The 13,489-nt window shown below is 35.2% G+C and carries 14 protein-coding genes; 2 read left to right on the top strand and 12 right to left on the bottom strand.

Annotation, left to right across the window (positions count from 1 at the left end; all coding sequences use genetic code 11):
* Positions 1-182: 182 nt before the first annotated feature.
* From sucD to H4K33_RS13305, 12 genes are all read right to left on the bottom strand, one after another.
* Positions 183-1,055 carry a succinate--CoA ligase subunit alpha gene (gene sucD / locus H4K33_RS13360; RefSeq protein ID WP_182649807.1) on the bottom strand — a complete coding sequence of 291 codons (873 nt, stop codon included), beginning with the start codon at positions 1,053-1,055 and terminating at the stop codon, positions 183-185.
* A gap of 142 nt (positions 1,056-1,197) precedes the next feature.
* The gene (locus H4K33_RS13355; protein ID WP_182649804.1) at positions 1,198-2,142 is read right to left on the bottom strand and encodes a UDP-3-O-(3-hydroxymyristoyl)glucosamine N-acyltransferase; all 945 of its coding nucleotides are present in this window, start codon (positions 2,140-2,142) and stop codon (positions 1,198-1,200) included.
* A 14-nt stretch (positions 2,143-2,156) separates the two neighbouring features.
* Positions 2,157-2,723, bottom strand: coding sequence for an elongation factor P (gene efp / locus H4K33_RS13350; RefSeq protein WP_182649802.1), 567 nt, complete (start codon positions 2,721-2,723; stop codon positions 2,157-2,159).
* 23 nt (positions 2,724-2,746) lie between these two features.
* Positions 2,747-3,532, bottom strand: coding sequence for an acyl-ACP--UDP-N-acetylglucosamine O-acyltransferase (gene lpxA, locus H4K33_RS13345; RefSeq protein ID WP_182649800.1), 786 nt, complete (start codon positions 3,530-3,532; stop codon positions 2,747-2,749).
* Positions 3,533-3,542: 10 nt separating this feature from the next.
* The gene (locus H4K33_RS13340; RefSeq protein WP_182649798.1) at positions 3,543-4,934 is read right to left on the bottom strand and encodes a bifunctional UDP-3-O-[3-hydroxymyristoyl] N-acetylglucosamine deacetylase/3-hydroxyacyl-ACP dehydratase; all 1,392 of its coding nucleotides are present in this window, start codon (positions 4,932-4,934) and stop codon (positions 3,543-3,545) included.
* Between the two features lie 31 nt (positions 4,935-4,965).
* Positions 4,966-5,982, bottom strand: a complete 1,017-nt coding sequence (gene lpxD / locus H4K33_RS13335; protein ID WP_182649791.1) for a UDP-3-O-(3-hydroxymyristoyl)glucosamine N-acyltransferase — start codon at positions 5,980-5,982, stop codon at positions 4,966-4,968.
* 30 nt (positions 5,983-6,012) lie between these two features.
* Positions 6,013-7,251, bottom strand: coding sequence for an HD domain-containing protein (locus tag H4K33_RS13330; protein ID WP_182649789.1), 1,239 nt, complete (start codon positions 7,249-7,251; stop codon positions 6,013-6,015).
* Between the two features lie 114 nt (positions 7,252-7,365).
* A complete protein-coding gene (hutH, locus tag H4K33_RS13325) occupies positions 7,366-8,868 on the bottom strand; it encodes a histidine ammonia-lyase (protein ID WP_182649787.1) in 1,503 nt (500 codons plus the stop codon).
* A 28-nt stretch (positions 8,869-8,896) separates the two neighbouring features.
* Positions 8,897-9,664, bottom strand: coding sequence for a peroxide stress protein YaaA (yaaA, locus tag H4K33_RS13320; protein ID WP_182649785.1), 768 nt, complete (start codon positions 9,662-9,664; stop codon positions 8,897-8,899).
* Positions 9,665-9,697: 33 nt separating this feature from the next.
* Positions 9,698-10,711: a metal-dependent hydrolase gene (locus H4K33_RS13315; RefSeq protein WP_182649783.1), complete on the bottom strand. Its 1,014-nt coding sequence runs from the start codon at positions 10,709-10,711 to the stop codon at positions 9,698-9,700.
* Between the two features lie 84 nt (positions 10,712-10,795).
* Entirely contained in the window at positions 10,796-11,275 is a 480-nt protein-coding gene (locus H4K33_RS13310; RefSeq protein WP_002985664.1) for an Lrp/AsnC family transcriptional regulator, read from the bottom strand.
* Positions 11,276-11,365: 90 nt separating this feature from the next.
* Positions 11,366-12,517, bottom strand: coding sequence for a M14 metallopeptidase family protein (locus H4K33_RS13305; RefSeq protein WP_182649781.1), 1,152 nt, complete (start codon positions 12,515-12,517; stop codon positions 11,366-11,368).
* A gap of 303 nt (positions 12,518-12,820) precedes the next feature.
* Here H4K33_RS13305 and H4K33_RS13300 point away from each other — a divergent pair, with 303 nt between their 5' ends.
* The gene (locus H4K33_RS13300) at positions 12,821-13,258 is read left to right on the top strand and encodes a helix-turn-helix transcriptional regulator (protein ID WP_182649779.1); all 438 of its coding nucleotides are present in this window, start codon (positions 12,821-12,823) and stop codon (positions 13,256-13,258) included.
* 24 nt (positions 13,259-13,282) lie between these two features.
* Positions 13,283-13,489 (top strand): hypothetical protein (locus tag H4K33_RS13295; RefSeq protein WP_182649777.1); only part of this gene is annotated, 207 nt, incomplete at its 3' end.

Here is a 13,489-nt window from a genome sequence, read left to right as displayed (position 1 = left end):
CAAATGACCGCTTTTTTTATTTGAAAACGCTATTAGTTGGTTGTTGCTTTTTATTGGATGTCTTTTTAAAAAGCATATTCACTTTAGAGCTCACTTGCTTATCGCAGCAAAATAACGACCGCATACCTAATAAAAAAAGCCACATCAGATGATGTGGCTTTTTTTATATTTGGAGCTTAGGATTATCCTAAAACTTCTTTTACTTTTTTACCGATTTCTGCAGGAGAATCAACTACGTGAATTCCGCACTCACTCATGATTCTTTTCTTAGCAGCAGCTGTATCATCAGCTCCACCTACAATAGCACCAGCGTGTCCCATTGTTCTTCCTTTAGGTGCAGTTTCTCCAGCGATAAATCCGATAACTGGTTTTTTGTTTCCGTTTTCTTTGATCCATCTAGCAGCATCAGCTTCTAACTGTCCTCCGATTTCTCCAATCATAATGATTGCTTCTGTTTCAGGGTCAGCCATTAACAATTGTACAGCTTCTTTTGTTGTTGTTCCAATGATTGGATCTCCACCAATACCGATTGCTGTAGTGATTCCTAAACCTTGTTTTACAACTTGGTCTGCAGCTTCGTAAGTTAAAGTACCTGATTTAGAAACGATACCTACAGTACCTTTTTTAAATACGAATCCTGGCATAATACCAACTTTAGCTTCACCTGGAGTGATAACACCTGGACAGTTTGGTCCTACTAATCTACAATCTCTTGTTTTAATGTAGTCATAAGCTTTAATCATATCAGCAACTGGAATACCTTCAGTAATACAAATAATTACTTTGATTCCAGCGTCTGCAGCTTCCATAATAGCGTCTGCAGCAAATGCAGGCGGTACAAAAATGATTGACGTATCTGCACCAGCTTTTTCAACTGCTTCTGAAACAGTGTTGAATACTGGACGATCTAAATGGCTAGTTCCTCCTTTTCCTGGCGTTACTCCACCTACAACGTTTGTACCATATTCAATCATCTGAGAAGCATGAAAAGTACCTTCGCTTCCAGTAAATCCTTGAACGATTATTTTTGAATCTTTATTTACTAAAACACTCATGATCTTGTTTTTATTTATTTTTAAAACTTACTTACACAAAAATAAACAATTCTAATTAGCTTTAAAACTTTTTAGTTGCAATCTTAGTTAAATAAGCTTAACAATTAACGATTAATTATCTATTCTTTTACCTGATTTAGGTCTAGTTGTTCTGTAATTTCTTAAGATCTTCTAGAATAGCAGGTATTTTCTTTGTATTAGCCATTTGTTTGAGTTTCTCTCGTGACTCTTCCGCAGGGTAACCAAAGTAAACCTTCCCTGCTTCTAAGCTCTTAGAAACACCTGATTGCGCTAATACAACCGCTTTTGTTCCGATGGTAATTCCACTTGTTGTACCTACTTGCCCCCAAAGTGTTACTTCATCTTCAATCACAACACAACCGGCAATACCTACTTGTGCGGCAATTAAACAACGAACTCCAATTACAGTATCGTGTCCAATATGCACTTGATTGTCAATCTTAGCTCCTTCTTTGATGGTTGTATCTCCTGTAACTCCACGATCAATTGTACAAGCAGCTCCAATTCCGACATTGTCTTCGATCACTACTCGACCACATGAAACTAAAGGATCAAATCCTTCGGGTCTTTTCTTGTAATAGAAAGCATCTGCACCTAGAATTGTACCTGCATGGATCACAACATTGTCTCCGATTACAGTTCCATCATAGATAACTACATTGGGATGGATCAAACAATTTTTACCGATTACTACATTGTTTCCAATAAAAGTTCCTGGTTGTATAATTGTTCCCTCTCCGATCACAGCATCTTTTGCTTGCAATTGCGTAGCAGGTTTAAATGGATTAAAATAAGTTGACAACTTATTAAAATCTCTAAATGGATCATCTGAAATTAGCAAAGCTTTTCCTTCTGGGCATTCCACATCCTTGTTAATTAGAACGATGGTAGCGTTTGAATTTAAAGCTTTATCATAGTATTTAGGGTGATCTACGAATACAATTTCTCCTTCTTGTACCACGTGAATTTCGTTCATCCCATACACAGGAAAATCAGCTGATCCGACGAATTTACAACCAATAATTTCAGCTATTGTTTGTAAATCTTGAACTTTTGAAAAACGCATCTTCTCTATTTAGACTATTCTTTGATACGCTCAATGTAAGAACCTGTAGCTGTATCGATTTTAATTTTATCTCCTTCGTTGATAAATAAAGGCACGTTAACTGAAGCTCCTGTTTCAACTGTTGCAGGTTTAGTAGCATTTGTTGCCGTGTTTCCTTTCACACCTGGTTCAGCGTAAGTTACTTCTAAAATCACAGATGCAGGCATATCTACAGCCAATGGCATATCTGTTTCAGTATTAATTTGCACCATTACCATTTCTCCCTCTTTTAATAAATCTGGAGCATCTAAAATATCTTTCAATAAAGTAATTTGCTCGTATGATTCAACGTTCATGAAGTGGAATTGATCTCCTTCTGGGTATAAGTATTGGAATTTATGTGTTTCAACGCGAACAGGATCAATTTTATGACCAGCAGAAAATGTGTTTTCTAATACTTTTCCATTCGTCAAACTTTTCATTTTTGTTCTAACAAATGCAGGTCCTTTTCCTGGTTTAACGTGTAAAAATTCTGTGATTTTGTAAATATCGTTGTTATGACGAATACACAAACCATTTCTGATATCTGAAGTTGTTGCCATTTTTATAAATCTTTATTTTATTATTAATACATTCCTGAATATCCACGCATAATTCCTCTTGAACTATTGCGAACAAACATCAAAATTTCATCTCTTTCTGGAGTTGCTTCCATTTCTGTTTCTATAATTTCCAGTGCTTGACTTGTATTATAGTTCTTTTGAAATAAAATTCTGTAAATTTCTTGTATTTCTCTGATTTTCTCAGGTTCATACCCTCTTCTACGTAAACCAACAGAGTTGATACCTGCATAAGAGATAGGTTCTCTCGCCGCCTTGATGTATGGTGGTACATCTTTACGAACTAAAGTACCTCCGGTTACAAAAGAGTGCGATCCGATTGTACAGAATTGATGTACAGCCACTAAACCAGCTAAGACAACGAAGTCACCTACGGTTACGTGTCCTGCTAAAGTACTTGAGTTAGAGAAGATACAGTTATCTCCAATAATACAATCGTGTGCAATATGGCTATATGCTTGAATCAAGCAATTTTTTCCAATTACTGTTTTATATCTATCTTTTGTTCCTCTGTTGATTGTTACACACTCACGAATTGTAGTGTTATCCCCTATTTCAACAGTAGTCACTTCACCTTCAAATTTTAAATCTTGTGGTTCAGCAGAGATTACAGCACCAGGAAAAATCTTACAATTTTTCCCAATACGAGCCCCTTCCATGATCGTTACGTTAGATCCAATCCAAGTTCCCTCACCAATTTCTACATTATTGTGAATCGTAGTAAAAGGTTCAATTACAACATTACGTGCAATTTTCGCACCTGGATGTACATATGCTAAAGGCTGATTCATACTTGTTCTTTTAATTTGGTTTTTTTACTATTTGTGCCATTAACTCAGCCTCAGTGGTAATTTTACCATTTGCATAAGCTGTAGCTTGCATATGACAGATGCCTCTTCTAATTGGCGTTAAAAGCTCTAATTTAAAAACTAAAGTATCTCCTGGAAGCACTTGATTTCTAAATCGAACGTTATCTATTTTCATAAACAACGTAATATAATTTTCTGGATCTGGTACTGAACTTAAAATCAAGATCCCCCCTGTTTGAGCCATTGCTTCAACAATAAGTACACCTGGCATAACTGGAGCTCCTGGAAAATGTCCTACGAAAAACGGTTCGTTCATCGTAACATTTTTCAATCCTACCACTTGTTTATCAGTCATCTCTAAAATCTTATCTACTAATAAGAAAGGAGGTCTATGTGGTAGTAGGGACATGATTTTATTCACATCCATTAAAGGTTCTTGATTTAAATCATACGTAGGTACTTGATTACGCTTATCGTTGCGAATAATTTTCGACATTTTCTTAGCGAAATTCGTATTTACGGAATGTCCTGGTTTATTTGCGATTACTTTTCCTCGGATACGAGTTCCAATTAACGCCAAATCACCAATAACATCTAATAATTTATGTCTTGCTGCTTCGTTTGGATAGTGTAAAGTAAGATTGTCTAAAACTCCATTTGGTTTTACACTGATTTCTTCTTTACCGAATGCTTTTTTCAAATGCCCCATTGTTTCCGGTGATATTTCTTTATCCACATAAACAATAGCATTATTTAAATCGCCTCCTTTGATTAATCCATTAGCTAACAACGCTTCTAATTCGTGTAGGAAACTAAACGTACGCGCTTCAGAAATTTCCACCTTAAAGTCATTCATATCCTTTAATGTAGCATTTTGTGTTCCTAAAACTTTCGTACCAAAGTCGACCATTGTTGTTACTTGGTAGCTATCTGCTGGCATAACAATAATCTCACTTCCTGTTGCTTCATCCACATAAGAGATTACTTCTTTCACGATGTACTCTTCTCTTTCGGCATCTTGCTCTACAATCCCTGCTTTTTCAACAGCTTCAACAAAATACTTGGATGATCCATCCATGATTGGTGGTTCAGATGCATTTAACTCAACAATCACGTTATCAAGATCGCATCCGACAAAAGCTGCCAGAACATGTTCTGTCGTTTGAACACGAACTCCTTTTTTCTCTAAGTTTGTACCGCGTTGTGTATTAACAACATAATTTGCATCTGCTTCGATAACAGGATGCCCTTCTAAATCCACTCTAACAAAAGTAAACCCATTGTTAATCGGTGCAGGTTTCAATGTCATTACAACATTCTGTCCTGTGTGTAGACCTACTCCTTCAAGGGTAACTTCACTTTGGATGGTTTTTTGCTTAACCATAATAAAATCTTTTTGTATTTCGATAAGGTTACTATTTTCCGTTCTTTAGTTCTTCTAAGTCATCTACAATTTTAGGTAGATTTCTAAAATGGCTATACGATTTCAAGAAATCCGTATGTCCAATGGCTGGTGATCCTTGAACTGCAATATTTGATTCCAAATTCTTGGTCACACCTGATTGCGCTTGAATCTTAACATTGTCACCAATAGTCAAGTGTCCGACGATTCCTACTTGTCCACCGATCATACAGTTTTTGCCAATTTTTGTTGACCCTGCTACTCCTGTTTGAGAAGCAATAACTGTATTTTCACCGATTTCGACATTATGTGCGATTTGAATTTGGTTATCTAATTTAACTCCTTTTCTAATCACAGTTGATCCTAATGTTGCGCGATCAATTGTTGTAGCGGCACCAATTTCAACGTTATCTTCGATAATTACATTTCCAATTTGCGGCACTTTACTGTAGGTTCCATCTCCATTTGGAGCGAATCCGAATCCATCTGAACCAATGATTGTTCCAGCATGTAAAGTACATCCTGAACCAATAACAGATTCCGAATAAACGCGCACACCTGCAAATAGCACTGTGTTATCTCCAATAACCACATTGTCTCCAATGAAAGTATTGGGATAAATTTTTACATTATTTCCGATCTTGGTGTTTTTTCCTACATAGCAAAAGCTCCCTAAGTACAAATCTGTACCATAAGTAGCTCCTTCTGAGATCACACTTGGTTGTTCGATCCCGGACTTCATTAATTTCACTTGATTGTAGTATTCCAAAAGTTTGGAAAACGCTTTATAGGCATCATCAACTTTAATCAATGTTGCTCCCACTTCATACTCCGGTTCAAATGTTTTATTCACAATGACAACCGATGCCTTAGTAGTATAGATATGGTGAACGTACTTTGGGTTAGCTAAAAAGGAGATTGAGCCTTTTGCTCCTTCTTCAATTTTGGCCAACGTAGACACCTCTTCTTGAGGATTCCCAACTACTTCTCCTTCTAATACTGACGCTATTTGTTCTGCTGTTATTTTCATCACCGCAAAAATATAAAATATAATTGAAAATTAACTTTCAAAAACGCTTTTTGGGTAACAAACAAAATGCTTGGTTACCGGCTTGGTTAATGCTTTAAGATTTAATTGATCCGAAACAGACAAAACATCTGCAACCTGACCATCTTTTCGCACAATCATGATCGGTTCTTTATCCTTGCTATACGCTTGATTCTTAACCTTTCCTTTAAAAACAAAATAGCTCGCTAATTCAGCAGAAAGCTTATTTTTGGTTTGCACGTCTTCTAATCGTTTTTTCAGTTTTTCTTTAACTAATTTCTTGTCTTCTATTATTTCTATGCGCAACAATTTTCGATTGACAATCATCTTGCTCAACTGAGACAAGACAAAATCACTGTGAAACTGCCACGCTTTTAAAGCACTAACAATATCAGAATCATCCAACAAGGCAAATTGTTCCAAGGCAGTTTGCTCAAAATCTTCAAAAACACCTTGATGTTCTAAGAAAAACAACAGCGCACTACTACCCCAAAGTTTTTCGCCTTTGTGTACTAATTCTTTTGCTCGTTTCAATATACGCACTAAAATCAACTCTGCACAAACACTTGTTTTGTGTAAATACGCCTGCCAATACATTAAGCGACGACCTACCAAGAACATTTCTACTGAATAAATTCCCTTTTCTTCTACGACTAATTTATCATCGACTACATTCAACATCTGAATCAATCGTTCCGAATTGATATCTCCTTCAGCTACTCCGCTGTAAAAGCTATCGCGTTTTAGATAATCCATTCGATCCATATCCAATTGACTTGAGATCAATTGCAACATAAATTGGCGATGGTATTCACCTTTAAAAATTTGAATAGCTAAATCTAGTTTACCTGCGAATTCTTTGTTGAGTTGATGCATAAAATAAAGCGAAATAGCCTCATGGTGCACTCCTTCCACAATACTTTCTTCCATTGCATGCGAAAAAGGCCCATGCCCTATGTCATGCAATAAAATTGCTACATAAAGCGCAGTTTCTTCCTCATCTGAAATAGCGATATTTTTAAATCGAAGTACCTGAACTGCTTTTTGCATCAAGTGCATACAGCCTAGCGCGTGGTGAAAACGGGTATGATGTGCCCCAGGATAGACCAAATAAGACACCCCCATCTGAGAGATCCTTCTCAATCTTTGAAAAAAAGGATGCTCAATCAAATCATAAACGAATGAATTGGGAATAGATATAAATCCGTAAATCGGATCATTCAGTATTTTTAATTTATTGCTTGTAATCAACGATGATAAATTATTTTGTACTATACGAAACAAAGATAACAATATAATAAAAAGCTACATCTCTTTTTTACAAAAAGATGTAGCTTTTGTATAAACGGTTTTAAAAAAACGCGATTATTCTTCTAATTCAATTTGAAAACTTCCTAAAAACGCAATTGTTTTTTCAATATCATAATGTAAAATACGATCTTGAGAAACAAAAGGCACTTCTTCGCGATAAGACTTAACAAAAGACTCGATAAAGTCACTTGATTTTGCCGGACGTCTAAATTCCAACGCCTGTGCTGCATTTAATAATTCAATTGCTAAAATGCGCTCTAAATTATCGATAATACGCAGTGTTTTTGTTGCTCCATTTGCCCCCATACTCACGTGATCCTCTTGTCCATTACTCGACACGATACTATCTGTACTTGTTGGGTTTGCCAAGTGTTTATTTTGACTAACAATACTTGCTGCAGTATATTGTGGAATCATGAAACCTGAGTTTAATCCTGGATTTGAAACCAAGAACGCAGGTAATCCTCTTAATCCTGAAATCAATTGATACGTACGTCTTTCTGAGATATTCCCTAATTCAGCCAACGCTATTCCTAAGAAGTCAAATGCCAATGCCAAAGGCTGTCCGTGGAAATTTCCTCCAGAAACAACTAAATCATCTTTATAAAATACATTTGGATTATCTGTTACAGAGTTAATTTCTGTTTTAAACACTTTACTCACATATTCGATTGCATCTTTTGACGCTCCGTGAACTTGTGGAATACATCTAAACGAATACGGATCTTGTACGTGTTCTTTATGACGAGCGATCAATTCCGATCCCTCTAAAACCTCATTAAAGAAAGAAGCTGTTTCAATTTGTCCGCGGTGTGGTCTTACGTGGTGAATCAATTCGTTAAACGGCTCAATTCTTCCATCAAATCCCTCTAAAGACACCGCTCCAATCAAGTCAGCCAAATACGACATTTTTTTCGATTTGATGAGAACATAACACCCATAAGCACTCATAAACTGCGTACCATTCAACAACGCTAATCCTTCTTTAGATTTTAATTGAATAGGCTTCCACCCCATCTTCTCAAGTACTTTACTTGCTGGTTGTCTATATCCTTCATACACCACCTCTCCTTCTCCAATCAAAGGCAATGTTAAATGTGCCAAAGGAGCTAAATCTCCAGAAGCACCAAGTGATCCTTGTGTGTATACCACAGGAAGAATATCGTGATTAAAGAAATCAACCAAACGCTCCACTGTTTCCAATTGAACCCCTGAATTCCCATAACTCAACGATTTTACTTTCAACAACAACATAATTTTAACGATCTCATTTGGAACAATTTCTCCTGTACCACAAGCATGAGACTTCATTAAATTTTCTTGTAATTTCGTTAAATCACTGTCGTTAATTTTTACATTACACAAAGATCCAAATCCTGTATTAATTCCGTAAATAGGATCCTTATGTATTTCCATTTTATTGTCCAGATAAGCACGACAGTTTACAATATTTGCACGCGCTTCTTCTGAGATATCTAACTTTTGATTTTGGGTAATAATCTCGTTTAATTTCTCAATTGTAAATACATCTGAACTTATATAATGTACTGTTTCCATAATTTTATTGGCTATATACTTTTATTTATTATCGGGTAAATATCAAATTAGTTGCTGTTGACTCTGCTTCACTCCAAGCATAACCATCTAAGTTAAACTTTCTCAAGCCTTCAATGTCCTTAATATCGTTATCTATAATATAACGCACCATCATTCCTCTGGCTTTTTTTGCAAAAAAACTAATCGTCTTAAGCTTTCCGTCTCTCAATTCTTTAAACTCAGGCACAACCAAAGAGGCTTTTAATTTCTTGTAATCAATAGCACTAAAGTATTCGTTACTGGCTAAATTAACCAACAACTCCCCTTCTTTCATTTCTTTGTTTAAATATTCCACAAGAATAGGCTTCCAAAAAGCGTATAAATTCGCTTGCTCACCTACCTTCATTTTAGTTCCCATTTCAAGTCTATAAGGCTCAATCTCATCAAAAGGTCTCAAGATCCCATATAGACCTGACAAAATACGCAAAGTATCTTGCAGGCGCTCCATTTTACTTTCTTCTAACGTATAAGCATCTAAGCCAACATAAACATCACCGCTAAAAGCGAATACAGCCTGTTTAAAATCCGCTTCGTTTTTTTTATTTTTCTTATAGCTTCTCTCTTGATTTCTTTGCCAGTTCAAATCTGCAAGATTAGCAGAAACCTTCATCAACTCCATTAATTCAACGGGTGTTTTCTCTTTTAACACCTCGTTAATCCTCTTACTTTCTTTCACAAACAAAGGTGTTGAGACAGCCGTAAAAGGTACTTTAGTTTTATAATCCAAGCTCTTAGCCGGAGACACCACAATCTTCATCTTCTTTTTTTTTCAAATATAACCATTCTTCCCTTAATCTTCTTTCAATCCCCAAATCTTTCGCCAAATAGATTTCAACAATTTCACGCCATCACCCCTATCTTTTTTTACTTCTTTTGCTCTTAACTCCCCTTTGTCATCTAAATCAAATTTATAGCTAAAAGCAAATTGCACCTCACCTCCTTGCTCACGCAATACACCAAAGCGCAGATCGTTAAAATAGATTTCGTTATTTTTTTCTGTAAATGTATAACACCCTTCAGAGAGTTTTACGAGTCGAGTAATAAGCTGATGATTTTCCAATCCACCGATTAAGGCGTGATTTTTGGGATACGATTGAAAAGTAACGGGTTCATCGCTAAAGAATGAATATTCACCAATGAGAAAAGCATCTTGCGTTTCAACAATTGCTGTCCACAAGATTGTATTCATAGCTGTAGGCTTTACAGACATGGATTTATAAGCGATGTGTTTTTGATCTAACACAGCTGTAAAGCTATAGAATGCCATTGCTTTAAGCAGTAGCGTAAGCAACAAATACACTGTACTCACATAAAGCCCTACCTTATTAAAGTATAGCCTTTTTTCAATATTCGTTTGCTCCATCATGGAGCGAATCAAGAAAAATAAAAAAGGTATCGTATATAGCGGATCGATAACGAAGATCGATTTAAAAGCAAAAGGATAATCCATTGGCCATAATACGCGCGTTCCCCAAGTGGTGAACACATCAAGCAAGGCATGCGTAAAAAGTCCCCAAAAAAAGAACCAACAACCTTCCTCATAGGTAACTCCCTTTTTCCTTTCAAACCAATGTAACAGGTAACCAAAAAAGAAAGCACCGAAAATAGCAAATAAAATTGAGTGTGTTATTCCACGATGGAATTCCAATGCAGTAATTGGATCAGTAAAGAATGTTGCTAAGACATCTAAATCAGGTACGGTCCCAGCTATAGCGCCATATAATACGGCTTTGTTTTTAAGCTTCCGTCCCAATAAAGCGTTCCCAATTGCGCCCCCTAAGACAATTTGAGTTAACGAATCCATTTTTTTTAAATATATCTGCAACGAATATAAAAAAAAACTGCACAAAGGCAGTTTTTTATTCATTTACATTTTAAAAAAAATTGATTACAATTCTTTGAAAATTGTATGCATTAATCGTTTTTTATCGTTGATACTTTCCTCTAAAGAGATCATCGACTCTGTTCTGTACACTCCATCGATATCATCAATCATGTAGATAACTTCTTTGGCGTGACGCGTGTTTTTAGCTCTAATCTTACAGAACACATTAAATTTACCAGTAGTTACGTGAGCCACTGTCACATATGGAATTTCATTAATTCTCTCCAAAACAAACTTAGTTTGCGAAGTATTATGTAAAAATATTCCGATATATGCAATAAATGCATATCCTAATTTTTCATAATCTAACGTTAATGAAGAACCTTGGATAATTCCTGCGTCTTCCATTTTTTTCACACGTACGTGAACCGTACCTGCTGAAATTAATAATTTCTTAGCGATATCTGTAAAAGGCACTCTCGTATTATCGATCAGCATATCTAAGATCTGGTGGTCGATTTCATCTAAACGAAACTTACTCATAAATCAATTATTTATGTTAATTCTAAATCTATATTTCAGTACAATAATAATAAAAAAAAATCTTATTTATTCAAAAAATAGCAATTTTACCTATTTTTTTAATAAATAATTAACCTCTTGAACTGATAACGATACAACATCCTCAAAATTTCGTTCCAAAATATCGCTTGGTTTCTCAATAAAAGATCTTAATTCACACTCCTTTTCTATTAAAGTATGTACAAATTTACTCTCTTTTTCATCAATATCCACAATAATAGGACAAAATTTAACACTTCCCTCTACTAAAACCTCTTTATATTGAATTTTCGCTATAATTTTTTTGTTCTCATGAGCTAATTTCACACTTCTCAATTCGACGTCATTAAAGCATTTAGTATTCTCAGGAAGTGAGAAGTACGATTCCATATCATACTTTAAATAACTGTTTGTAGCAATTACCTCTAATGCACGTAGAAGGCTCATGCAAACTAAGGTTCGAGTGTTTTCTCGTTGATAATCCACACCTAAATGCCCCGCTTCTATTAATATAGTAGGAATACCTTTTGACTGCGCATAGTCGCCTATACAATTAATATTAAAGGAATCGTCGAATCGACCAACATGCCCTGGCGTTACTTTTTGTACTACCTCATTCATCGCTTCGATGACTTGAATTGCTCTTTTTCGATTCTCGTTGATCGCTCTTTCTTCATTATAAGCAGGAGCTAAAAAAGAAATAGCCGCTGACTTTCCAGTTTCACCCACTCCAAATATACTACGTTGATCGTGTAAATTAAATGCAAAATCGGGTTGAATTTCTTCTAAGAGTTGACGCAAGATTTTACTTTCGGGTTGACTCAAATCGATCGAATCACGATTTAAATCAATTTGATTCGCATTAACTCTTGTGTAGTAAAAAGCACCATCAGGATTTAAAATAGGCACAATAGTAAGGGTGAATTGTTCTTGCCATTTAGTGCTATTTTCATCTGTCGTTTCATTCAAATAATGAAGTAAATCTAATACCGCTTTTGTGGTTGTCGATTCATTTCCATGCATCTGAGACCACATCAAAATTTTCGTTTTTCCACGTCCATATTCAACAGCGTAAATAGACCGATCTTCAACCGATTTCCCAATTTCTCGAACATTAAAGTAATACTTTAAGTTGTTGATAAAATTAGCTATTTTTTCATTGGTGATGTATCTTCCTTTTATCGCCTCTACTTGATAGGCTTCTGCCTTTTGTTTTTCTTTCATTTCCTAAGCCTGTTTACAATATTACAAATGTAAACAATTAGTTTTTTACAAATGTAAACATGCAATTCTTTTTTTGTTTTTACATTTGTCAACAAAGTGCTTGTCCTATGTTCAAACGGTTAGTGTAAGAATTAACAAATAATTTTTTAAACTTATTAAACACTAATATTCAATATATTACTCACCTCTAATTAAAGTAATACTCTATATTATTTTTATCTTTTTATTCTTGTATACATTTGTTAATTCAATAATTTAGTTACATTTGTAAATTATTAGAGCAAAAAATATACATTTGTAGTCATGGAAGATTTTGTAAACCGATTGGAATTTTTACTTGGACATTTTGAACTATCTGCTTCTGCTTTTGCAGATAAAATTGGGGTACAACGCTCTAGTTTATCCCATATTTTATCAGGGAGAAACAAAGCGAGTTTAGACTTTATTTTGAAAATAAACGACACTTTTCCGGAGCTAAATATCGAGTGGTTAATCAAGGGAATTGGCACCTATTCTGGGACTCAAAATCAGGAAAAAAACACATCAAAATCCAGGGATCTATTTTCTGAAGAACCACAAAAAGAAGTTCAAATCACCTCTGCTCCTTCCTTCCATGAAGAAGTAAAAAAGGACATAACTCCAACTAAAAATATTCCCGATTTTTTTACTTCTTCTGACATGGAACAAATTGTTGTTTTTTATAAAGACGGAACTTTTATGACATACAAACCACGTTCTTAAGGAGCGTTTTTTTTTTTTGCTTTTTTGTCTGATGACTTTTTAGGTGATGACTTTTTAGGTGATGACTTTTTAGGTGATGACTTTTTAGGTGATGACTTTTTAGGTGATGACTTTTTAGGTGATGACTTTTTAGGTGATGACTTTTTAGGTGATGACTTTTTAGGTGATGACTTTTTAGGTGATGACTTTTTAGGTGATGACTTTTTAGGTGATGACTTTTTAGGTGATGAC

Origin of the sequence: Myroides sp. WP-1 (genome assembly GCF_014145635.1) — a bacterium.
GTDB lineage: Bacteria > Bacteroidota > Bacteroidia > Flavobacteriales > Flavobacteriaceae > Flavobacterium.
This window is presented reverse-complemented; position numbering and strand designations above follow the sequence as displayed.